The sequence below is a fragment of the Nocardia sp. NPDC051756 genome, from assembly GCF_040681495.1.
Classification (GTDB): domain Bacteria; phylum Actinomycetota; class Actinomycetes; order Mycobacteriales; family Mycobacteriaceae; genus Nocardia.
Genome location: NZ_JBFAYV010000008.1, coordinates 292,711 through 313,855 on the forward strand (window position 1 = coordinate 292,711; position 21,145 = coordinate 313,855).

Consider the following 21,145-nt stretch of genomic DNA (forward strand, 5'->3'; position numbering starts at 1 on the left):
CCGCCTCGCTCACAGCCGCACCGGGAGCGACAGGATGCCCCGGTGGATCAGGCTCGGCTGGTACTCGATCTCGTCGGTCGCGAGCGCCAGATCCGGGGCCTCGTCGAGCAATCGGCCCAGCGCGGCCTCGGCCTCGATCCGGGCCAGCGGCGCGCCGACGCAGTAGTGGATGCCCAGGCTGAACCCGAGATGCTTTCGGGCAGGCCGGTTTCCGGCGTAGCGGGTGATGTCGAAGGTGTCGGCGTCCGGAAAGACCCGATCGTCGCGGCTGGCCGACGCGGTGAGCACGACAACGCCGTCGCCGCGCTTGAACCGGTGCTCGCCGACTGCGGTGTCCGCCAAGGCAACCCGGATGGTGAACTGGGTCGGCGCGTCGTAGCGCAGCATCTCCTCGAGCGCTGGGCCCATCAGCGACCGGTCATCGCGCAGCAGCGCAAGCTGTTCCGGATTGCGCAGCAGCGCGAGCATGCCGTTGCCGATCAGGTTGATCGAGGTCTCCATGCCGGCGACCAGGGTGAGCAGCGCGATGCCGATCACCTCGGGCTCGGTCAGCTGACCGTCCACGCTCGCGGCGACCAAGGCGCTCAACAGATCCGGCGTCGGGTTCGCCTTCTTCTGCTGGATCAGCCGGGCGAAGTAGCCCATGCACTCCATCGCCGCCGTGCCGCGCGCGGCCACATCGGCCTCGCCGAGCAGCGAGTCCGGATCGCTGCCGCGGGCGATCGCCAGCTGCCACTGCCGGAACAGCGCGCCGTCGGCGGGGTCCGCGCCGAGCAGTCGCACCGGGACCATGGCCACAGCCAGCGGCACGGCCAGCCCGTTCAGCACGTCGAGTTCGCCGCGCCGGACCGCCGCCTCGAGCAGGTCGTGCACGACCTGACCGGCCAGGGGCACCATCTCGGCCATCATCCGCGGCGTGAACGCCTTGGCCACCAGCTTGCGGTAGCGGCCGTGCTCGGGCGGGTCCATCCGGACGAACGAGCCGGGGATCGCGGCGGTAGTGTCGCGGAACGGGCTGATGCCCGCGGCGTACCCGTGACCCCAGTCGTTGCCGGTCAGGATCGCCGCGCACTCCTCGTAGCGGGTGATCAAAGTGACCGGCACGTCGCCGAATTCGTACGGGAACAGCGGCGCGGCGTCGCGCACGCGGCGATAGGCCGGATACGGGTCGGCCCGTTCGCTCGGTTCGAAGGCGTCGAAGGTGACATCAGTGGGGACGGCGGTGCTCATCGGGGCTCCTGTGCTCATCGGCCTTCCAGCCGGACGCGAAGTTGCGACATGCCGCGCACGACCACGTTCGGCCGGTACGGCGGTTCCTCGAGCAAGGTCATCGACGCGACCCGCTCGGTGATCGCGCGCAGCACCACCTGCATCTCCAGCCGGGCCAGCGGCGCGCCGAGGCAGTAGTGCAGGCCGAGCCCGAAGGACAGGTGCCGCTCCGACTTCCGGCCGCGGGCGTAGCGGGCGAGGTCGAAGCGGTCGGCGTCGGGGAAGGCCAGGGGGTCGCGGTTGGCCGAGCCGAAGAGCACGATCACCGCGTCGCCCGGCGCGAAAGTGTGCCCGGAGATGGTGATCTCGTCGTGCGCGGTGCGGGTGGTGAGGTGCACGGGCGCGTCGTAGCGCAGCACCTCGTCCACGGCGGGTTCGCACAATTCGGGGTAGGCGCGCAGCCGCTCGAACTCGTCCGGGTTGCGGAGGAGCGCGAGCACGCCGTTGCCGATCAGGTTCACCGTTGTCTCGTGCCCGGCCACCACGAGGATCAGCAGGGTGCCGAGCAGTTCGTTCGAGGTGAGCCGGGCGCCGGCGTCGTCGGCCTGCACCAGCGCGGTGATCAGGTCTTCGCGCGGGGATTTGCGCCGCTGCTCGACCAATTCGCCGAAGAAGTCGAGGAAGGCGTAGACGGCGGCGGTGCGGGCGGCGAGTTCGTCCGGGGACAGCAGCAGGTCCGGATCGAGGCCGCGGGCGATGGCGGTGGAGATCTCGCGCACGTGGTCGTGCGATTCGGCGGGCACGCCGAGCAGATCGCAGATCATGGCCAGCGGCAGCGGGTAGGCCAGCGCGTCCAGCAGGTCGACGTCGCGGGCGGCCAGCATCTTCGCCATCAGGTCGTCCACCAACCGCTCGGCCCGCTCGCGCATGCCGCTGATGGTGCGCGCGGTGAACGCCTTGCTGACCAGCCCGCGCAGCCGGGTGTGGTCCGGCGGCTCCATCCACAGGAACGAGCCGGGCAGCTCGACATCGCTGTCGCCGTGCAGCAGCTGCGGCTCCTCCGCGTGGCTCCAGCGCGGGTCCTGCATGATCGTCTGCGCCTCGTGGTGACGGGTCACCAGGTGCATGTCGTGCGGGCCGGGCACGAACGGGCCCGCGGCGCGCAGCGTCTCGTAACTGGCATACGGGTTGTGCCGCATATGCGGCGCGACGCTCTCGATGACCGCCAGCTGGACCGGGGTCAATTCCTCGACCGCCGAATGGTCGGAACTCACCGGCAACTCCTGGATAACTGGAAACTGGATAAATGCGGGTAGCGAAAACAATTCCGCGATCCATCGTCGGGCTTCCCGACACCTGCTGGCGGCGGCGATCACCCGTTCCTATCGCGCCATAGTCGAAATCCTTTATCGTGCACTGCGATTGGTTGATCGCCCTTGTTAATCGAACACGGCAATTCACAATCAGTTCAAGGCACCGTCACAATTCACTGTTGTCGTGGCAGTCATGAATTCTGCGGAATCGGTGGAAACCCTGCACGGCCGCCTGGCCGAGATCGCGGCCGGGCATCCCGAGGTGACGGCCACCTTCTGGTCGGTGTCGGAAACCGTGGACTATGCCGAGCTGCACCGGCGCTCGCAGTCGGCCGCGGCGGCACTGGTGCGGCGCGGGGTGACGCGCGGCGAGCCGGTCGGCATCCTGTGCCCCAACGCACCCGAGTTCCTGATCAGCCTGTTCGGCGTCGCGGCGGCCGGTGGCGCGGCCACGCCCCTGCCGTTGCCGGCGGGTTCGCGGCAGCTGGGCGGATATCCGCAGAAGCTGGCGGCGATCGTCGAGGCGGCCGGTATGCGCACCGTGCTGATGTCGCATCGGTTCGCCGAGTTGGCCGCAGTGCTCGGCGAGGCGGTCGACGTCGAATTGGTCGACACCGCAACGCTGTTCGCCGAAACCGATACCGATGAGGTCCCGCTGCCCGTGCTCAGCGCGGATGATCTCGCCATCGTGCAGTTCACCTCGGGCAGCACCGCGACACCCAAAGGTGTTCGCCTGACCCATCACAACGTGCTCAGCGGCTTGGCGGCGATCCGCACTGGCATCGCGCTGGATCTCGCCGACACCGGCGGGTTCTGGCTGCCGCTGTTCCACGACATGGGCCTGTTCGGCACGCTGTCGGCGATCCTGCGCGGCATCCCCGCGCATGTCTGGTCGCCGCTGGCGTTCGTCAAGGACCCCGCGCGCTGGCTCAGCGAATTCGCCTCCAGCGCAACGACGATCACCGCCATGCCGAACTTCGGCTACGAGGCGCTGCTGGCCGCGATCCCGCCGGAGCAGGTGACCGACTACGACCTGAGCAACTGGCGGATCGCGTTCAACGGCTCCGAGCCGATCTCCCGCGACGTGGTGCTGGCGTTCTGTGCACGTTTCGCGCCCGCGGGTTTCACGCCGACGACCATGTTCGGCGTGTACGGCATGGCCGAGGCCACCCTCGCCGTCGCCTTCCCGCCGCTCGGCCGGGAGTCGTTGTTCGAGTGGGTCGATCGTGCGGCGCTCTCGGATGACGCACTGGCACTGCCGGTTTCCCCGGACGCCCCGGGCGCGAAGGCAGTCGCGGGGGTCGGTTCCGCCGTCGACGGCATGCGCGTGCGCATCGTCGACCAGGACGACGACCACGACCTGCCCGACGGCGCGGTCGGCGAGATCCTCATCCAGGGCCCCTCGGTCACCGACGGCTACCTGACCGCCCAGCCGGAGACGGTCGCCGGTCTGTTCACCGACGGCTGGCTGCGCACCGGCGATCTCGGATACCTGCGCGCCGGTGAGCTTTTCGTCACCGGGCGGCGCAAGGAGATGATCACCGTGCGCGGCGTGAACTACTACGCCCAGGACGTCGAGGCCGCCGTGCGCGACCTCGACGGCGTCTACAAGGGCCGCTGCACCGCCGCCACCGACCCGGACGGCGCGGACGTGATCGCGCTGATCGCCGAATCCGAACTGACCGGCGCGGCCGCCGAATCGCTCGGCGACCGGATCAAGGCGCAGGTCGCCGCCGAACTCGGCTTGGCCGCCGTCGAGGTGTATCTCGTCGCGCCCCGCAGCATCCCCCGAACCAGCAGCGGCAAGCTGCAACGCCTCGCCGCCCGCGACCTCGTCTCCGCCCGAAAGCACTGACCGCCAACGCACTTCGCATCGACCGAACTGGAGTCACCTGTGCACAGCTATGAAGTCTTCCGCCACTACGAGCGCCTGCATTGGCAGCTGGCCGACCTGGACCTCGACGCCGTCGACCGCGCGCTGGTCCGGCCCGAGTACGTGACGCTGGCCAAGAGCGCGACGATGGGCGAGTCCAATGTCATCGCCGCCGTCCACGGCTTCATGAACGAATTCGTCGACGACTACGACTTCTCCACCTTCGCGGTGGTGTGGGGCTACCAGGAAGTGCAGCACCACTACGCCTTCCGCTCCTGGCTCGAGGCGATCGGCGAGAGCGTGGACGAGAAGGCGGTCGACTCCATGCGCGAGCCGTACGCACCGGGCAGCACGCCCTCGGCCACGCTGGCCACCAACATCATCTCCGAACTCACGGTCAACCACATCTACCGCGCGGTGGCCGGCTGGGTGCAGGAGCCGGTGCTGAAAGGGTTGCTGCTCAGCGCGAGTCGCGACGAGGCGGGCCATGCGCGCGAGTTCATCCACTACACGACCAAGCGGCTGGAGAAGCGCCCCGAGGAACTGCCTTCGGTGCTGGAGACGCTCTACGTCTACAGCTCCGAGGCCAAGATCAAGCATCCGGTGAGCACCTTCAAGGCGGGCATCAGCGAGCTCGGCGACCACGAGACGATCGACACCGGTTTCGATCTGTTCCTCGAAGAGGTGGCCGCCGAGGGCGAGCTGGATGTGTTGCACGACAAGGTGCGTCGCACCTTCGCCAACATGACCGGACTGGATCTGTCCAGCAATGCCAAGGTCCGCCGGGCCCTCGCCGACGTGATCGCTTAGCCCGATGGACCATGCCCTCGCCGTAGACGACCCGGACGCCACTGTGCAGGTGCCGTGGTCGGTGATCCCGGACTACCACTGCTTCGGCTGCTCGCCGCACAACCCGAGCGGGCTGCGGCTGGCGTTCACCCCGCACCCGGACGGGCTGCAAGCGCGGTTCCGGCTCGGTCGCGAGTTCGAGTCCTATCCCGGTGTCGTGCACGGCGGCCTGATCGGCGTGATCTGCGACGAGGTGATGGGCAACCTGATCGTGCTCGCGCGCAACTATCCCGCGTTCACCGTGTCGCAACGCACCCGGTTCATCACGCCGCTGCTGGTCGATCACGAATACCGCTGCGTCGCAACCCTGTCCGATCCAGCGCCGGATCGGCCGATCCAGGCGTCGGCGGAGATCCTGGACGGCAACGACGCCGTCTGCGCCACCTCCACCGCCGCCTACCAACGGTTCGCGCTCGACGATGTGCGCCACCAGCTCACCCTCGGCGACGACGAGGTCGCCTTGCTCTCCGACGCGCTGTCCGCCGCGAATACCCTCTCTACGAATGGAGTTCACTCATGACCAACCCCGCCGACATCCTGCGCACCGTCACCGAGATCGCCGCCGCCGAGACCGGCATCGCCGCGGCTGAATTGCTGCCCGACGTCGACCTGCGCGGCATGGCCGGCGTCGACTCGGTGCGGGTGCTGCGCATGGTCGCCAAGATCGAGCGCGCCTACGACATCGAGATGGAAGACGAAGACGTATTCGGGCTCTCCAGCCTCAATGACGTGGTCGAGGTCGTGGAACGGTCGCTGCAAGAGGCGGCGGCATGACGGTCACCTCCGACACCAATCAGCATTACGACCTCGATCCGGATATCTTCGGCCAGTTCCTGGATCCGTTGCGCAAGTACAGCTCCGCGCTCTACACCTCGGAGACCGAGACGCTGGAGCAGGCGCAGCGCAACAAGCTGCGCTTCGTCGCCGACCGGCTCGGGCTGCACGGCGGCGAGCGGCTCCTCGATGTCGGGTGCGGCTGGGGCTCGCTGATCCTGTTCATGGCCGAGGAGTTCGGTTGCGACACACTGGGTGTCAGCCCGGCGCCGCGGCAGCACGAGTACATCGCGGAGCAGGCGGTCGCGCGGGGCGTGGCCGAGCGGGTGCACACGCAGGTGGGCCACTTCGAGCGGCTGGAGCTGGCGCCGCGCAGCTTCGACGCGGTCACGCTGCTCGGTTCGATCGTGCACATGCCCGATCTCGGTGCGGTCTTCCGCCGGGCCCGCGCGGTGCTGCGTCGCGGTGGCACGCTGTATGTCTCGGAGAGCTGCTTCCGGAATGCCGCCGCGCACAATGCCTTCGACACCAAGGACGGCACCGAGTTCGTCCGCGAGGACATCTTCGGCTGGGGCGATCTGCGGCCGCTGTCGGATCTGGTCACCGCCGCCGAGGACGCCGGCTTCGCCATCATCGCGGTGGACGATCTGACCGATCACTACCGCCGCACCATCGACGACTGGATCGCGAACGTGTACGCCTCCGCCGAGCGCATCGACGCGCACGGGCTGGGGCTGGCCGCGAAGCTGCGGCACTACCTGGAGATCGCGAATGCCGGATGGGGTTACACGACCAAGCATTACGCGCTGACGTGCCGTAACGCCCGCTGAAGGTCAGGAGAGGCACATGGATATCGAGTCGACCCTGATCCCGGTCGAGGAGGTGGCCGAGGCGGTCGACGGCTTCCTCGCCGCCTCCCCGGCGGCCCGGGCCTGGGATGTGGAGACCGCGTTCGACTGGTCGCGCGCCGACGCGGGCAGGCTCACCGAGGGGCAGCGTTCGGCGGTGCAGTTCGTCACGCTCATCGAGGACCACCTGCCCGGCTATTTCGAGGTCTACCACCGGTATTTCCCGGTGGACGACTCGGTCAGCCGGGAGGCGTTCGTGCACAACCGCGAGCTGTACCACTTCACCGTCCGCTGGGCGTTGGAGGAGGACACGCACGCTCGCGCGCTGACCCGCTACCAGGAGCACTCCGGCATCGCCGAACGTAGTTCGCTGCGTTCGGAATTGGCGATCGAGGGGCAGAAGCCGTTCGACCTGCCCTACGACCACCCGGTGCAGTTCTTCGCCTACGCGCTGGTGCAGGAGAAGGCGACGCAGATGTACTACCAGCATCTGCGGGACGTGGTCGACGATCCGGTGCTCGCCTCGGTGCTGGCCCGGCTGTCCCGGGACGAGGCCAGGCATTTCAGCTTCATGGCCGATGTGGTCGGCCGATACCTGCGGGTGCACGGCGATGCCACGGTGGAGCCGATCCGCGACGTGATCGCGAATTTCCGCATGCCGCTGGCCGACACGATGCGCGGATATTGGCGGTGGGCATTGAAAATCGCCGATGTCGCGTCCTACGACCACACCGAGGCGTACGAGCATCTGATAAAGGTGATCGACCGCACGGTGGACACCCGCACCGATCGCTTGGACGAATTGGTGCGGTTCATCGAGGAATGCCACACCCTGGCCTGAGGTTACCGGCAAACGAAATAGCCCTGCCACGGAATCAATTCCGCGGCAGGGCTATTTCGGGTATTTCACTTCTCCGGGTGCAGCACCAGGATCGTGGTGGAGCCGTGTGCGATCAATTTGCCGTTGCCGTCGACGATGCGGCCCTCGGCGGTCGCGGTACGCCTGCCGACGTGGATCGCGTTGGCCTCACAGGTCAGGCGCGAGCCGTCCAGGGTGACCGACCGGATGAAGTTCACCTTCAGCTCCAACGTCGTATAGGCCACGCCGTCACCGAGTTTGGTGAACACGGCGCTGCCCATCGCGGTGTCCATCAGGGTCGCGATGACCCCGCCGTGCACGGTGAACATGGCGTTGATGGTGGCCGGGTTCGGGTCCAGGTAATACCGCGTGTAGCCGTCGCCCGCGGTCTCCAGCCGGATCCCGAGCGACGCGCCGACCCCCAGGTTCTCCTGCAACCCGCGCTCGAACACGGTGGTCAGTTCGTGCACCCGCGACGCCACGGTCGCGGCGGCCGGGCCCGCGCCGTTGGTGTGCGTGGCCTGCTCGTTGGCATTGATGTCGGTGCTGGTCATGGCCTCTTCCTCCCTGGCGAACGATGCCAGGCCATTCGATCAGCGCCCGGTGAACGCCGGCAGGCATGCCGCCATTGCATTCTCAGCTTCGATCGGGTGATCGAAACACGAGGACGGTCAGACGTGCACCATGACGTGGGTGTCGTCGGCGTTGACCAGGCCGAAGCCGGTGCGCTGCTCGATCTCGACCAGGCGGCTCAGGATCCCGGCCGGATCGGGGAATCCGTGCGTGGCCAGTTCGGCCAGCAGTTGGTCACGCAGGGGCATGAGCGGAGACACGGCGGCGAGGACGACCAACGCCTCCAAGAGGTCGCGGTCGTAGTCGAGCAGGGCATATACGCCGCCGGAATCGAGGGTACGGAGCACGGCGTCGAGGCGGTCGTCGGGGACGGTGTTCAAGCCGCTGTCCAGGTAGAGGTGGCGGGCAACGTCCGGGAGTTGGGCCTCGACGGTGGCGAGCTCTTCGGCCTGGGGTGTGCCTTCGAGGACGCTGTCGACCACGAGCCGCATCCGTTCGAACAGCTCGACGTACATCTCACCGGGGTGGGCGTTGGTGTGCAGCAACGCCATCTCGTCGGCGTCCCCTGGATCGACGGCGGGCGCGACGACATCGATGACCGACTCCGGGCCGTGCACCACGATCGCCCGGTGCAGACCGGTAGACAGCGCGCTGAACACCAATTCCACCGTGCCGGAACCGGATTGACGCGCCGCCTCGGGCGCGCGGCCGCGTAGCAGCACGCGTTTGCCCAGCCGGACAACGTATTTGCCGCGCCGCGCGACGGTCACCTCGACCCGCGTGGTGCCGAGCCGCACGATGTGCCTGCGGTCGAGCACCACCCCGAAGGCCTGGCGCAGACCCTCGGCGAGTTCTGCGTCGGCGGACTCGGCGGCCCGCTCGGGTTCGGCATTCAACTCCGCGAGCAGTACCGCGTAGGCACGTTGTCCCGCCCGCCAGCGCGGCGCCGAAACATGCAGCGGGGCAGCCCATTGCGCCGAGTCCGTCGGCTCACGGGCCAAGATCAACGCTTCGATCCGCGACACGTCGGCATCGGTCATGTGCGCCAGCTCGCGCACCCGGCCGGCGACCTGGTCGACGATCCGGTTGGCCAGCTTGCCCATGTCCTTTTCGCCGGTGCCGAGCAGGATTTCGACGAGCCGCCGATCCTCGAAGAAGAATCCGCGCAGCACGGCCAGCACCAGATCGGTTTCGGTATAGAGCCGGTGGCAACGGCGGCGCAGGTCGCGCCACATGCTCTTGACGCCTAGGTAGCCGACCAGATAACCGTCACGATCCTCGGCGAGCCCCGTCGCGAGCACGTTCACCTTGCGGCGGATACCCGCGTCGCTGACCCGGATCATCCTGAGGTGAGCGCTGATCGGCAGGGACATGGCCAGCGTCGCCGCGTGGTCGCCGACCAGCGGAGCGAGATCGCCGTCCGCCGTCGGACCCAGGATGTGCGGCGCCCTGCCGGAGAACAGGTTGATCGCGGCCAGCATCGGCGCCGTCGCCATGGGGCTGCGGACGGAATTCGCGTCGAACTCAGCGAACAGCGCCAGCCCCTCGATCAACGGCCGCAGCACCGCGGTCACGGTCCGGTAGGCGACCGCGTCGCGCTGGATTCGATCCACCGCACGTGCGTCCCCGCTCAGCGCGGCGCGAGTCATCCGGTATTGCAGCCCAGTGATCGCGAACCCGACCGCCGAGTGGAAGCACCAGTGGTGGGTGAACTCATGCAGACAGCCGAGGGTCAGGTCCGCGGATCCCTTGCCCGGGTGCAGCAACTCATCGAGGTGGTCGGCGAGCCGGACCGCGCCCAGATGCGTGAGGTTGCTGGAAAGGTCTGTCCAGCTACGGGTTTCCGCCATCGTCGCCCTCGGGCAGGCCCTGCAATCCCAGACCGTCGATGAGTTGCTTGATCACCTGCGCGTCCGGGGCGTCGCTCTCGCTGAACGAGAGGACCGCCGAACGATCCACCTCGCTACCGTCGGAGTACAGCACCTTGGCGCGTAGCTCGATTCGCTGTTTGCGGCGGTTCTTCATGGCCCACGCGGCCAGCGCGTGGATCGTCGGGGTGGCGCAGGCCACGGCGAGCACGAGCATGGTCGGCTCGCCGTAGCGGCTGCCCGGTATCTGTTCCGGCGTCAATCCCGGTGTCTGCGTGGCTAGTTGGCGGCTGATGTCCTGAACGTCGGCGTGGTCCAAGTCGAACAGGGTGATCTTCACCGGTTCGGCGGTCATCGAAGGACTCCCAGCTCTCGGCCCGCCGCGACACTGTCCGCCGCAAGCGCTGGGATTCGAGGTTACTCGCCTTCCGGCACGCCGAGCACCAGTCGGCCGATCTCGCCGGCGATCACCTCGGTCGAGTACGCCATCAGCTGTCCCGCCTCGGCGTCGCGCAGATGACGTTGGATGGGTGACTGTTTCAGATAGCCCGAGGCGCCGCCCACCCGCACGCCCAATTGCGCGACCTCGACGGCGATCTTGTTCGCGAGGTACTTGGCGCGGGACAGGTTGGGGAAGAAGCTCGGTATGCCGTTGTCCGCCTCGAAGAGCGCCCGCTCGTACAGCGCGTGTGCGGCGGCCAGTTTGGTCTGCACGTCGGCGACCTCGTACTGCACCCACTGCTGATGCGACAGCGGCCGGCCGAGGATCACCCGGGACTGCGCGTGCTCGACCAGCGCGTCCAGCGCCGCGTCGGCGATGCCGAGGGAGATCGCCGGGAGGCCGGCGGGGATCACCGCGAAATCACCGAATCCCGGTGCGCGACCGCGATGTTCGGCGCGCAGCAGGGTGTTGTCGAAGGACAGCAGCTGGCTGCGGGTGGCGCGCAGGCCGAGGGTGTCCCAGATCGGGATGGTCGTGACGGTCGCGTCGGGTACCACGCCGAAGAACGCGGGGACGCCGTCGACTCGCGCGTTCACCAGCAGGTATTCGGCGATCTCGCAGCCGGAGACGAAGCGCTTCGCGCCGGTCAGCGACCACCCGCCCGCCGCTGGTACAGCGTCCTGCTGCGGGTTGAGAAAGCGGTTGCCGCTGGCCGGTTCGGACAGCGCGTTGGCGAAGCGCTTGCCCGCGAGGAATTCGTCGGCGAAGAACGACCCGAGGGTCTCGCTGGTGAATTCCGCGAGGGCGACGCCCGCGCCGGCGTGCATCGTCCAGATCGTCGCGGTCGACGGATCCGCCTTGGCCAGCGTGCACACCACGTGCCCGAAGGCCGCGTAGCTCAGGCCGATTCCGCCGACCCGTTCGGGTAGTACGGCCCGGTCGACGTCGGCGTCGTGTAGCGCCGTCAGGTGCCCCACCGCGATCTCGGCTCGCTCGTCGTAGTCGGCCGCGACGGCCCGGAATCCCTCCGCCAACTCGGCGACTCGATCGAGCACCTTGCGCTCGACATCGCGGACCGGAAAAGGGAACTGGGCAGTAGTCACGAAACGCTCTCTGGTCGAAGGGATTCGGCAGACACCGTGGCCGCCGGACGACTCGCCGACCCAGGGTACGCAGAAGCCACGCCCGCTGTGGCGGGAACCGGCCAGTGTGGCGGCTCAGGTCGGCGCTAGGCCGAGACTGGACGTCCGGACCCGGTGCGGCGCAGGCCTTTGTAGTCGTAGAAGCGGGTGATCAGGGTGCCGAGAACGAGTCCGATGGCCAAGCCGAGCGCGGCCATCCAGACGCCTCGGCTGAGCCCGGCCGGGCCGCTGGCGTCGAAGTACAGAATCGCGCGGACGCCGAGGAACACCTGATGCATCGGCTCGAACGACGCCAGCCAGCCGAAGTATTTCGGCGTCGCCTCGATCGGCACGGTGCCGCCGGAGGAGGGCAGGCCGAGAATGATGAACAGGATCAGGTTGATCAGCAACCCGGCCGAGCCGACCGCCGCGAGGATCGACAAACCCGTGATGCCGACGGCGATGATGGCGAGCGCGCTGTAGAGGAACAGGCCGAGCGGATGATCGATCGGCATGCCCAATGCCTTCCCGACGATAAGGAACACGCCCGCAACGACATTCGCGGTCACCACCATCACGCCCCACTTGATCAGCAGGGTATGGAAGCGGGAGATGGGCGTCGGCGGGAAGTGGACGAACCACGGGCCGTACTCGGTGGGGACGAAGCCGAGTTGCGCGTCGATCATGGTGTGGATGGTCATCGAGCCGACCAGGCCGGCCAGCAGGAGCAGCAGCGCGTAGAAGAACGCGGTAAGGCCCTGGCCGGTGCCGCTGGGCAGCGGGTGGAACGGCTCGACGACGATCTGCAACGGTTCGGCGAGCGCGACCCGGGTGGCGCCGCTCAGCTCGGGCGCGGGCGGGCCGCCGGGCGGCGGGGCGAGCTGCGCCTTGACCTGCTCGCTCAGTTGCGTGCCGACCTGCTTGTTCACCTGATCGAGGGCCTGGCTGCCGATCTGGGTGACGATCTCGGTGACGAACGCGCCGCTGCGCGGGTTGGTCTGCAAGGTGATGATCGGGCGTTGGATGTCACCGGGGATGACGCTGCCGACGCCGAGGATGCCCAGACGTTTGCTGAAGTCGCTCGGAATCAGGATGGTGCCGTAGACCTTGTTGTCCTGCATCCGCTGCGAGGCCTCGTTGACGGCGAGCACCTGAAGGTCGATCTTGTCCGCGGGCACGGCCTTCTTCAGGCCTTCGGTGACCTCGTCGCCGAACTTGACCTGCCGCTCCTGCCCCGGCGCGCCGACGGTGTCGCCGACGTCCTGATTGACCAGCGCGATCGGGAAGTCGTGCATGTTCTCTTCCGGATCGACCACATAGTCGAGGTACATCGTGCCGAGCAGAGCCATGAACACCGCCAGGATGGCCACCGGCAAGAGCCACAGCCGCAGCCCGAGGCGGCGGTCCGAACGAGCTGCATCCACGCGGTCCGTAGTCACGGTCTCGGACGGTAGCAGCAGACCGGACGCGGATTCGGGAGCTTCGCCGGGCTGTTTGCTATGCGGATGCGGGCAATGCGTTCATCGCCCGGTGACAGCCGGATTGCCCTATCTGATTGCAAAACGCAATCGGATGCACGGGAAGGCGACGCGGGACACCGAGCTCACCCACCATCCCGAGGACGCGTGGCCGGTCGACGGCGTCACGTTCCCGAACTGCGAACCGGCCGAAGCGTGGCACGCCGATCCCGCTGCGGCCGGTCGATGCGGGCGAAGCGCCTGCGGTGCTCAATGTGCGATACCGGCCGAATACAACGGCGCAGGTCCGTTAGGGCGATCGCAGGTCGAGGCGGCGCATCACGCGGTCGACCAGATCCGGTGGCACGCCTGGTTCTCGCCGCGCCGCCATCGCCTCGGTGCGCCCGGCGGTCAGCACCTCCTGATTGATCCGATCGAGCTTGCGGTTGAGCCGGAAGGTCCGGTCGGCGGCCGCCTTGGCATCGTCGGCGGCTTCGGGATCGGCTCTGGCAAGCCGCCTTTCGATGCCGACGTGCAAACGGTCGTACACCTCGTCGGGCAGATTCTCGGTGTGCGCGACCTCTTGCAGGCGGGTCAGCTCTGCGCGCAGAATGCGGGCCCACAACTGCCGCTCCAGGTTTCGCTCCGCCTCGGTGTCGACGCGAACTCCGGTGGCACGCACCACAAGTGACAGCGTCGGCCCCTGGATCAACAGGGTGAACAGCACCAAAGCGAAAGCGGTGAAGAGGATTCCGCTGCGCCACGGGAAGTCGGCGCCCGGCTCGGTGGTCAGCGGCACGGCCAGCGCCAACGCGACCGTGGCCACGCCGCGCTGACCGGCCCACCAGGTCACCATGGTTTCGCGCCAGGTGTACGGCTCGTCCGCCTCGCGACGCCGCCACCAGCGACCGAACAGCGCCCAGGTCGCCATCAACCAGACCAGCCGGACGCCGACGACGGCGGCGATCACCGCGCCGGAAACACCGAGGAAGCGCGGCCAATCCGGCCCCACGTCGCGCAGCACGGTGGCCAGCTCCAGCCCGATCAGGCCGAAAGCGATTCCGGTGACCAGCATTTCGATGATCGACCAGAACGAGTCGCCGATCAGCCGGTAGTTGCTGTCACCGAAATCGGTGGCCGCGTCGGTCAGATACAGCGCGCACACCAGCACGGCGAGCACCGCCGAACCACCCCAGGCATCGGCCAGCCGATAGGCCGCGAACGGCAGCGCCAGACCCAGCGCCACCTGCCACGCGGCCTCGTCGAGCCGGCGCATCAGCCGGCTGCCGCCCCAGCCGAACACCAGGCCGACCGCGACCCCGACCACCGCGGACACCACGAAATCCAGCGCCGCCGACCAGGCGGAGAACTGGCCGGTGACCACCGCCTGCACCGCGATCCCGTACAGCACGATCGCGGTGACGTCGTTGAACAGCCCCTCCCCTTCCAGCACCGCGACCAGCCGGCGCGGCAACCCGAGCCGACCGGCCAGCGCGCCGACCGCCACCGGGTCGGGCGGGGCCACCAGCGCGCCGAGCACGAACGCGGCGGCCAGCGGCACCTGCGGCTCCCAGAGATGCACCACCACCGCGACCACAGCCGCGGTGGCGAAAACCAACCCGACCGCCTGCAGCGCGATCGCACTCCAGTTCTGCGCGAACGTCCGCCACGAGGTGCGCCGGGCCGCCGCGTACAGCAGCGGTGGAAGCAGCAGCGGCAGAATCAGATCCGGCGCGACCCGCACGTCCGGCACCGCCGGGATCAACGCGAGCACACACCCGAACATCGTCATCAGCACGGCCGGCGCCACACCGAGCCGCCGCCCGATCGGCTGGGCGAGGATCGTGGCGAACAGCACGAGAAACGGCAACTCCAGATGACTCACGCCAACACAGTGTTGATCTGCTGCCTGAGAAAACCGACTGTGTTCCCCTGAGAAACGCTGGTGCTTCGACTCAGCCTTGCACGCTGCCGGCCGCCTGCTCGATCAGCGCCGTGACGGCCTTCGGCTGCGACAGTGCGACCGCGTGGCTGCCCGCCTCCTCGACGGTGGTCGCGTTCATCCGCTTGGCCATCTCGCGCTGCCCGTCGGCGGGGATCATGTGGTCGTCCTTGGCCACCAGCGCCCAGCTCGGCAGCGACTTCCAGGCCGGTGCGCCGCTCGGTTCCATGAACGAGTTCACCGCGATCGGGCGTTGCGCGGCGGCGAGCACCGTGGTCTCGCTCTCCGGCAGGTCCTGGGCGAAGTTGTCGTGGAACTTGTCCGGCGCGATGGTCAGCTCCTGGCCGACGCCGCCGCCGGGCAGCGGAAACTCGTGCGGGACACCGATCTTGGTGGCGGGTCCGCCGAACTTCGCGTCCAGCGCGCCGACCGGCTCGCCCTGGTCCGGGGAGAACGCGGCAACGTAGACCAGGCCCGCTGCCTTGGGTGAACCGGTCGCGGCGTTGGTGATCACGGCTCCGCCATAGGAGTGACCGACCAGCAGCGTCTTGCCCGGCATGCCGTCGAGGACGCTGCGGATGTAGGCCGAGTCGTAGGTGAGCCCACGCAGCGGCACCGCGGCGGTCGTCACCTGGTAGCCGTCGCGCTGCAACTGCGCGGCGACCTTGGTCCAGCTCGAGCCGTCAGCGAAGGCGCCGTGCACGAGCAGGACGGCGGGCTTGTTGCCACCCGGCGCGGGCGCCGGCGTCGGTTCGTCGGCCGAGGCGGTGCAGGCCGAGACGGTCAGGCCCAGCGTGACCGCGGCGACGGTCACTACCGCACCGCGCCAGCCGCGACGTGCCGTAGTAGCGCCAGAAGTGTTGTTGCGCATGGTTTTTCGACCCCTTCGTTAGTGGAACATGAGACTCTCGCGGCGAGCAAGCTCCAAGGTATGTGGACAATCGGGCAAAAGCTATGCTTCAGAAGCCGAGATAGTTTGCCGAAGCTCCAGGAGTGCCGATCGTGTTCAGCCAGACCGAGGAGCTCGACGCGCTCTCGGAGATCCTGGAGACGGTCCGGCTGCACGGCGACACCGTCGTCCGGTTCGCGCCGCAGGCACCGTTCGAGGTGACCATTCCGGACGGCATCCGGCTGCTGCACATCGTGGAGCGCGGCACGATCCGGCTGCGCGTCGGCGACGACCCGCCGATCCTGCTCGGTCCCGGCGATCTGGTACTGCTCGGCTGCGGCGACGCGCACTCGCTCAGCGCCGGCACAGGCGCGACCCCGCGGCCGCTGCAGGACTCGGACACCTTCCGCCTCGACGCCGAGCTCGCCGATCCCGAGGCACCACGCTGGGTCACCGGCACGTTCGTGGTGCAGGAGGCGATCGCGGCGCCGCTGCTGTCGGTGCTGCCGCCGGCCATCCACATTCCGGCGAATCCCGGCCATCGCCCCTGGCTCGCGGCCATCCTCCCGGTGCTGCTGATCGAGGTGACCACTCCGAATCCCGGTGCCGCGGTGATGATCTCGCGGGTGCTGGACCTGCTGTTCATTCATACGCTGCGCGCGTGGTTCGCCGGCCACGACGCCGAACCCGGCTGGCTCACCGCGGCCATGGATCCCGCGCTCGGCCCGGTGCTGGCCGCGATCCATCGCGATCCGACCAAGCCGTGGACCGTCACGACGCTGGCCCGGGACGCCAGGATGTCCCGCTCGGCGTTCGCCGAACGCTTCACCCGGCTGCTCGGGCGCGCACCCGCCGCCTACGTCACCGAGCGACGCCTCGACCACGCCGCCGAGCTGCTGCGCTCGACCACCGATCCGGTGTCCAGGATCGCCGCGGACACCGGCTACACCTCCAATGCCGCGTTCAGCCGCGCCTTCCAACGCCGATACGGGGATGCTCCGCAACGCTGGCGCAAGCTGACAGCGCGGTGATCGAGATGTCCGGTGGACGTCCGGGCGATCGCCGTTTGGGGTACACCGCACTGCGGCAATCTGGTGCTTACGACGCAGTTCCCTGAAGTGGTGAAAGGAGAGTCCGATGATCATCGGCATGGTTAGCCACTGGGTTCGTTCAGTGCTCGACCTAATCGGGATCTGACCCGGCGGTTCCAGCCTGGCCTAGCGCGCGAAGCACCGCGGGGCCGTTCGGTCCCGCGGTGCTCGCCGCCGATGTCGCAGCGAAGCCGAACCACGCGTACGAATGCCACGGATGGGTAGCCCACCTGCATGAACGCAGACACCGCGACCGTCGGCGTCGAGGAAGAATTCCTGCTCGTCGAGCCCGAAACCGGATTGCCTGTCGCGAAGAACGTCCAGGTCGCCCGGACGGCGGCCGAACTCGGCATCGATCTGCAACTCGAACTCACCGGATGCCAGGTGGAGACCAGCACCGGCGTGCATACCGATTCCGCGGAGCTGGCCACGGAGTTACGCGATCTGCGCCGCGGCATCGCAGGCTGCGCCGAGCAGAACGGCGCCACATTGCTCGCGGTGGCCATTCCGCCGACCGTGCCGGACAAGTTCCCGGTCACCGATACACCCCGCTATCAGCGGATCGCCACCGCGTTCGGGATGCTCGCGCAGGAGCAGGGACTGTGCGGATGTCACGTGCACGTGGCGGTGCCCGATCGCGAAACCGCCTTGCAGGTCAGCAATTTCCTGCGGCCGTGGCTGCCGCTGTTCCTGGCGCTCACCGCGAACTCGGCGATCTATCGCGGGATCGACACCGGGTTCGCCAGTTGGCGCAGCATTCTGTGGCGGCGCTGGCCGAGTGCCGGTCCCCCACCGTATTTCGGCTCGGCGGCCGAGTACGACTCGCTGGTCGCCATGATGCTGTCCAGCGGCAGCATCCTCGACCCGAAGATGGTCTATTGGGATGTCCGTCCGGCGCTGAGCTTTCCGACGGTGGAGATCCGGGTCAGCGATGTGCCCGCGACGATCGAGGAGACGGTGCTGCTCGCGACCCTGGTGCGCGCGACGGTGATGACCGCGCAGAACGCGTTGGCGCGCAACATCTCCGCGCCGCCGGTCAGCGACGAGGTGTTGCGCGCGGCCTATTGGAAGGCGGCCCGCACCGGACTCGACGGGAACGCCGTCGACCCGGTGCACGGGCGCATCCTGCCGGTGCGCGATCTGCTCATCGAACTCGTCGGCTACGTCAGTCCGGCGCTGGAGGAACTCGGCGACCAGCAACTGGTCACCGAGTCCCTCGCCACTGTGCTGGCCCGCGGCAACGGAGCGATGCGGCAGCTCAACGCTTTTCGGGCGCACCAGGACGTCGGTGAGGTCATCTCCGAGCTGACGACGGCCACCCTGGAAGGCTGTCGCGCGACTACAGCCACATGAGGCAAAAGATGTGCCCCACCGGATCGGCATAGACCCGGAACTGGTCGTTGTCGTTGGGCTGCACCAGTTTTGCGCCGAGCGCAAGCGCCTTCGGCTCGGCCGCCTCGATGTCGTCGACCAGGACATCGAAGTGAATCTGCTGGGACGCTTCGGGATCGGGGAAATGCGGCGGCTTGTACTCGGGCGCCGCCTGGAAGACGATCCGCCTACCCTCGCTGTCGACGGTGACGACCCAGGTGTCGTCCTCGTTCTCGGCCAGTTCGAGCCCGAGCAGGCCGATGTAGAACTCGGCGAGCTTGCGCGGCTCCGGGCAATCCAGCACCACGCTGCGCAGACGCCCCACCGGACCGGTTGATGTCATGCGAAACCTCCTTCGATCGGCATCCTCGTCGCCTACCCGGCGCACCCGCCAAGCAAACACTCAGCGCTGACGAACGGCCCACCCTAACCGGTCCGACCCGTCGGCGGAGCGAGCTCCGTAACGATGAAACACGTTGTGGTCAAATAAGACTCGAGGTCGAAGCACGCGCCACCCCGGCTCGCAGCCTTCTACGATGAAACCCACACAATCCACCATCGGGGGTACTGCATGACCGACCTGACGCACGTCATCGACCAATCCAAGCCGAGCATCGCGCGAGTGTACGACTACCTGCTCGGCGGAAAAGACAACTTCGCCGTCGACCGCACGATCGGCGACCATTTCAAGAACAACCTGCCCGGCTCGGTGGCGATCGCCTCCACCAATCGGCAGGCGCTGATCCGCGCGGTCCGCGACCTCGCCCGCGGCGGCGTGCGGCAGTTCGTCGACCTCGGCAGCGGGCTGCCGACCGCCGACAACGTGCACCAGGTCGCGCGCAGGCACACGCCCGACGCCAAGGTGGTCTACATCGACAACGATCCCATCGTCCTCGCGCACGGCCGCGCGCTGCTGGCCACCGACACCGATACCACGGTGTTCCAGGCAGATCTGCGTGACCCGCGCACGATTCGGGAGCATCGCGAGGTGGTCGAGATGATCGATTTCGACCAGCCGGTGGCGGTCATCTTCAGCGCGATCCTGCACCACCTCAACGACGACGAGGACCCGGCCGCGGTGGTCCGCTACTGGTCCGATCAGCTGGTGGCCGGGAGCACGGTCTACATCTCGCATTTCCGCTCGGGCGGCAACCGGGAGACCGCGGTGGCCGAGGAGAAGCTCCAGTCGACGTTCGGCCGCGGGCGCTGGCGCACCGACGCGGAGATCGAGGCGCTGTTCGGTGATCTGGAGATCCTCGAGCCCGGCATCGTGCCGTGTGTGAGCTGGCGGCCGGACCTGACCGCGGCCGACCCGGACGAGCGCGAGTTGACGATCTGGGAGCAGCTCATCGTGACCGGCCTGGCGCGCAAGGGGTAGACATGCGAAAGGGGTGTCGCGGCCCGCGGCACCCCTGGTTCGAACTGGTTGTTATTCGGCCGGCTCCAGGATCACCGGCAGCTTGCCGTGCCCGTTGGAGATGAAGCTGACCACGGTGCCCAGCTCGGACGGGTCCGCGGCCAGGCGCATGTTCGGGAACCGCTCGAAGATGGCGGGGAGCGCGACCGCCGCTTCCAGCCGGGCCAGCGGTGCGCCGAGGCAGTGGTGCACGCCGTGCCCGAAGGCCAAGTGGTCCTTGGTAACCCGGGTGACGTCGAACTCGTCGGCGGTGTCGCCGTGCACCTTCGGGTCCCGGTTCGCCGCCGCGTAGGCCGGCAGGATCGGATCACCCTTGGCGATCTGCACACCCTCGATCTCGATGTCGTCCACCGCGAACCGCAGCGGGAGGTGCGCGACCGGCGCCTCGAAACGCAGGGCCTCCTCGATCAGATCCGCCCAGCCGACCTTGCCGTCGAGCACCTTCGCCCGCTGTTCTGGCCGGGTGATCAGCGCGTAGATCGCCTGGTCGAGCAGGTTGACCGTGGTCTCGTGGCCGGCGCTGATGACCAGCAGCAGCGTGTCGATGAGCTCCTGCTCGGTCAGCTTGGAGCCGTCGTCCTCGCTGCGGTGCGAGATCAGCAGGCTGGTCATGTCGTCGCTCGGGTTTTCCCGCCGGAAGGCCACCAGCTCGCCGAGGATGCGGTACATCTCCATGTAGTTGGCCTGCGACTCCTCCGGGCTGAGGGCGGTGTCGAAGATGCCGTCGACGCACTTGCGCAGGCCGGGATTCAACGATTCCGGCACGCCCATCAGCTCGGAGATGACCTCGATCGGCACCGGATAGGCGAAACCTTCACGCAGATCGACCACTTCGCCCGCGGGCACCGCCGCGAGCTCGGCGATCAGCCGCTCGACGATCCGGTCGATCCGCGGCCGCATCGCCTCGGTGCGCCGGTGGGTGAACGCGGGGGCGACGAGCTTACGTAGTCGGCGATGATCGGCGCCGTAGGCGGTGAACATGTTGTTCACCGCCACCCACAGGAACAGCGGCCAATCCTGCGGCACTTCACCTTTGGCGAAGGCAGGCCAATGTTGTCTGGCATCTTTGGACACTTTGGGATCGACGAGCAGTCGCTTGAGCAGGTCGGCATCGGTGATCGACCAGGCACGCACGCCGCCGGGCAACTCGACCAGGGTCGCCGGGCCACGCTCGCGCAAGCGCGCCGCCTCGCCCTGGATGTCGGTGCCCGCCGGGTCTAGGACTAGAGGCTCAGTGTCCATCGGGGTC

General features: G+C 68.0%; 20 protein-coding genes. 9 read left to right on the forward strand and 11 right to left on the reverse strand.

Annotation, left to right across the window (positions count from 1 at the left end; all coding sequences use genetic code 11):
* Nucleotides 1–9 precede the first annotated feature (9 nt).
* Both AB0M22_RS34020 and AB0M22_RS34025 read right to left on the reverse strand, forming a co-directional pair.
* Nucleotides 10–1,230: a cytochrome P450 gene (locus AB0M22_RS34020; RefSeq protein ID WP_364735662.1), complete on the reverse strand. Its 1,221-nt coding sequence runs from the start codon at nucleotides 1,228–1,230 to the stop codon at nucleotides 10–12.
* A gap of 14 nt (nucleotides 1,231–1,244) precedes the next feature.
* Entirely contained in the window at nucleotides 1,245–2,483 is a 1,239-nt protein-coding gene (locus tag AB0M22_RS34025) for a cytochrome P450 (protein WP_364735664.1), read from the reverse strand.
* Nucleotides 2,484–2,715: 232 nt separating this feature from the next.
* Here AB0M22_RS34025 and AB0M22_RS34030 point away from each other — a divergent pair, with 232 nt between their 5' ends.
* The 6 genes from AB0M22_RS34030 to AB0M22_RS34055 are packed head-to-tail and all read left to right on the forward strand — an operon-like array spanning nucleotide 2,716 to nucleotide 7,707.
* A complete protein-coding gene (locus AB0M22_RS34030; protein ID WP_364735666.1) occupies nucleotides 2,716–4,377 on the forward strand; it encodes an AMP-binding protein in 1,662 nt (553 codons plus the stop codon).
* A 39-nt stretch (nucleotides 4,378–4,416) separates the two neighbouring features.
* On the forward strand, nucleotides 4,417–5,205 hold the full coding sequence (locus AB0M22_RS34035; RefSeq protein ID WP_364735668.1) for a ferritin-like domain-containing protein: 789 nt from the start codon (nucleotides 4,417–4,419) through the stop codon (nucleotides 5,203–5,205).
* Between the two features lie 4 nt (nucleotides 5,206–5,209).
* A complete protein-coding gene (locus tag AB0M22_RS34040; protein ID WP_364735670.1) occupies nucleotides 5,210–5,764 on the forward strand; it encodes a PaaI family thioesterase in 555 nt (184 codons plus the stop codon).
* Nucleotides 5,761–6,018 (forward strand): acyl carrier protein, encoded by a 258-nt coding sequence (locus tag AB0M22_RS34045; RefSeq protein WP_364735672.1) that lies wholly within the window; start codon nucleotides 5,761–5,763, stop codon nucleotides 6,016–6,018. The genes AB0M22_RS34040 and AB0M22_RS34045 overlap by 4 nt, the downstream gene beginning before the upstream one ends.
* The gene (locus AB0M22_RS34050; RefSeq protein ID WP_364735674.1) at nucleotides 6,015–6,848 is read left to right on the forward strand and encodes a class I SAM-dependent methyltransferase; all 834 of its coding nucleotides are present in this window, start codon (nucleotides 6,015–6,017) and stop codon (nucleotides 6,846–6,848) included. Before AB0M22_RS34045 ends, AB0M22_RS34050 begins: the two co-directional genes overlap by 4 nt.
* Nucleotides 6,849–6,864: 16 nt before the next feature.
* Nucleotides 6,865–7,707, forward strand: a complete 843-nt coding sequence (locus AB0M22_RS34055) for an acyl-ACP desaturase (protein ID WP_364735676.1) — start codon at nucleotides 6,865–6,867, stop codon at nucleotides 7,705–7,707.
* A 65-nt stretch (nucleotides 7,708–7,772) separates the two neighbouring features.
* On the opposite strand, the gene AB0M22_RS34060 is transcribed toward AB0M22_RS34055, so the two are convergent.
* The 7 genes from AB0M22_RS34060 to AB0M22_RS34090 form a co-directional block, all read right to left on the reverse strand.
* Complete coding sequence (locus AB0M22_RS34060; RefSeq protein WP_364735678.1) at nucleotides 7,773–8,279, reverse strand: PaaI family thioesterase; 507 nt, start codon at nucleotides 8,277–8,279, stop codon at nucleotides 7,773–7,775.
* Between the two features lie 117 nt (nucleotides 8,280–8,396).
* Nucleotides 8,397–10,148 carry a hypothetical protein gene (locus AB0M22_RS34065; RefSeq protein ID WP_364735680.1) on the reverse strand — a complete coding sequence of 584 codons (1,752 nt, stop codon included), beginning with the start codon at nucleotides 10,146–10,148 and terminating at the stop codon, nucleotides 8,397–8,399.
* On the reverse strand, nucleotides 10,132–10,521 hold the full coding sequence (locus AB0M22_RS34070; RefSeq protein ID WP_364735682.1) for a hypothetical protein: 390 nt from the start codon (nucleotides 10,519–10,521) through the stop codon (nucleotides 10,132–10,134). Before AB0M22_RS34070 ends, AB0M22_RS34065 begins: the two co-directional genes overlap by 17 nt.
* Nucleotides 10,522–10,583: 62 nt before the next feature.
* On the reverse strand, nucleotides 10,584–11,711 hold the full coding sequence (locus AB0M22_RS34075; RefSeq protein WP_364735684.1) for an acyl-CoA dehydrogenase family protein: 1,128 nt from the start codon (nucleotides 11,709–11,711) through the stop codon (nucleotides 10,584–10,586).
* 125 nt (nucleotides 11,712–11,836) lie between these two features.
* On the reverse strand, nucleotides 11,837–13,120 hold the full coding sequence (locus AB0M22_RS34080; protein ID WP_364736118.1) for an ABC transporter permease: 1,284 nt from the start codon (nucleotides 13,118–13,120) through the stop codon (nucleotides 11,837–11,839).
* A 376-nt stretch (nucleotides 13,121–13,496) separates the two neighbouring features.
* The gene (locus AB0M22_RS34085) at nucleotides 13,497–15,071 is read right to left on the reverse strand and encodes a Na+/H+ antiporter (protein WP_364735686.1); all 1,575 of its coding nucleotides are present in this window, start codon (nucleotides 15,069–15,071) and stop codon (nucleotides 13,497–13,499) included.
* 70 nt (nucleotides 15,072–15,141) lie between these two features.
* Nucleotides 15,142–15,999, reverse strand: a complete 858-nt coding sequence (locus AB0M22_RS34090; protein ID WP_364735688.1) for an alpha/beta hydrolase — start codon at nucleotides 15,997–15,999, stop codon at nucleotides 15,142–15,144.
* 122 nt (nucleotides 16,000–16,121) lie between these two features.
* Here AB0M22_RS34090 and AB0M22_RS34095 point away from each other — a divergent pair, with 122 nt between their 5' ends.
* Together AB0M22_RS34095 and AB0M22_RS34100 are read left to right on the forward strand one after the other, a co-directional pair.
* Nucleotides 16,122–17,048, forward strand: coding sequence for an AraC family transcriptional regulator (locus tag AB0M22_RS34095; protein ID WP_364735690.1), 927 nt, complete (start codon nucleotides 16,122–16,124; stop codon nucleotides 17,046–17,048).
* A 294-nt stretch (nucleotides 17,049–17,342) separates the two neighbouring features.
* Nucleotides 17,343–18,461 carry a glutamate--cysteine ligase gene (locus tag AB0M22_RS34100; RefSeq protein ID WP_364735692.1) on the forward strand — a complete coding sequence of 373 codons (1,119 nt, stop codon included), beginning with the start codon at nucleotides 17,343–17,345 and terminating at the stop codon, nucleotides 18,459–18,461.
* Here the strand turns inward: AB0M22_RS34100 and AB0M22_RS34105 are convergent.
* Nucleotides 18,448–18,822: a VOC family protein gene (locus AB0M22_RS34105; protein ID WP_364735694.1), complete on the reverse strand. Its 375-nt coding sequence runs from the start codon at nucleotides 18,820–18,822 to the stop codon at nucleotides 18,448–18,450. The genes AB0M22_RS34100 and AB0M22_RS34105 overlap by 14 nt on opposite strands.
* A gap of 228 nt (nucleotides 18,823–19,050) precedes the next feature.
* On the opposite strand from AB0M22_RS34105, the gene AB0M22_RS34110 reads away from it, so the two are divergent.
* Nucleotides 19,051–19,857, forward strand: coding sequence for an SAM-dependent methyltransferase (locus AB0M22_RS34110; protein WP_364735697.1), 807 nt, complete (start codon nucleotides 19,051–19,053; stop codon nucleotides 19,855–19,857).
* 51 nt (nucleotides 19,858–19,908) lie between these two features.
* Here the strand turns inward: AB0M22_RS34110 and AB0M22_RS34115 are convergent, their stop codons facing one another.
* Entirely contained in the window at nucleotides 19,909–21,138 is a 1,230-nt protein-coding gene (locus AB0M22_RS34115) for a cytochrome P450 (RefSeq protein ID WP_364735699.1), read from the reverse strand.
* Nucleotides 21,139–21,145: the final 7 nt, after the last annotated feature.

Excerpts from the sequence above, each read along its gene's own strand:
- AB0M22_RS34090 (WP_364735688.1), bottom strand. The coding sequence starts at position 15,999 with ATGCGCAACAACACTTCTGGCGCTACTACGGCACGTCGCGGCTGGCGC.
- AB0M22_RS34070 (WP_364735682.1), bottom strand. The coding sequence starts at position 10,521 with ATGACCGCCGAACCGGTGAAGATCACCCTGTTCGACTTGGACCACGCC.
- AB0M22_RS34055 (WP_364735676.1), top strand. The coding sequence starts at position 6,865 with ATGGATATCGAGTCGACCCTGATCCCGGTCGAGGAGGTGGCCGAGGCG.
- AB0M22_RS34115 (WP_364735699.1), bottom strand. The coding sequence starts at position 21,138 with ATGGACACTGAGCCTCTAGTCCTAGACCCGGCGGGCACCGACATCCAG.
- AB0M22_RS34040 (WP_364735670.1), top strand. The coding sequence starts at position 5,210 with ATGGACCATGCCCTCGCCGTAGACGACCCGGACGCCACTGTGCAGGTG.
- AB0M22_RS34050 (WP_364735674.1), top strand. The coding sequence starts at position 6,015 with ATGACGGTCACCTCCGACACCAATCAGCATTACGACCTCGATCCGGAT.
- AB0M22_RS34065 (WP_364735680.1), bottom strand. The coding sequence starts at position 10,148 with ATGGCGGAAACCCGTAGCTGGACAGACCTTTCCAGCAACCTCACGCAT.
- AB0M22_RS34020 (WP_364735662.1), bottom strand. The coding sequence starts at position 1,230 with ATGAGCACCGCCGTCCCCACTGATGTCACCTTCGACGCCTTCGAACCG.
- AB0M22_RS34105 (WP_364735694.1), bottom strand. The coding sequence starts at position 18,822 with ATGACATCAACCGGTCCGGTGGGGCGTCTGCGCAGCGTGGTGCTGGAT.
- AB0M22_RS34030 (WP_364735666.1), top strand. The coding sequence starts at position 2,716 with ATGAATTCTGCGGAATCGGTGGAAACCCTGCACGGCCGCCTGGCCGAG.
- AB0M22_RS34060 (WP_364735678.1), bottom strand. The coding sequence starts at position 8,279 with ATGACCAGCACCGACATCAATGCCAACGAGCAGGCCACGCACACCAAC.
- AB0M22_RS34045 (WP_364735672.1), top strand. The coding sequence starts at position 5,761 with ATGACCAACCCCGCCGACATCCTGCGCACCGTCACCGAGATCGCCGCC.
- AB0M22_RS34100 (WP_364735692.1), top strand. The coding sequence starts at position 17,343 with ATGAACGCAGACACCGCGACCGTCGGCGTCGAGGAAGAATTCCTGCTC.
- AB0M22_RS34110 (WP_364735697.1), top strand. The coding sequence starts at position 19,051 with ATGACCGACCTGACGCACGTCATCGACCAATCCAAGCCGAGCATCGCG.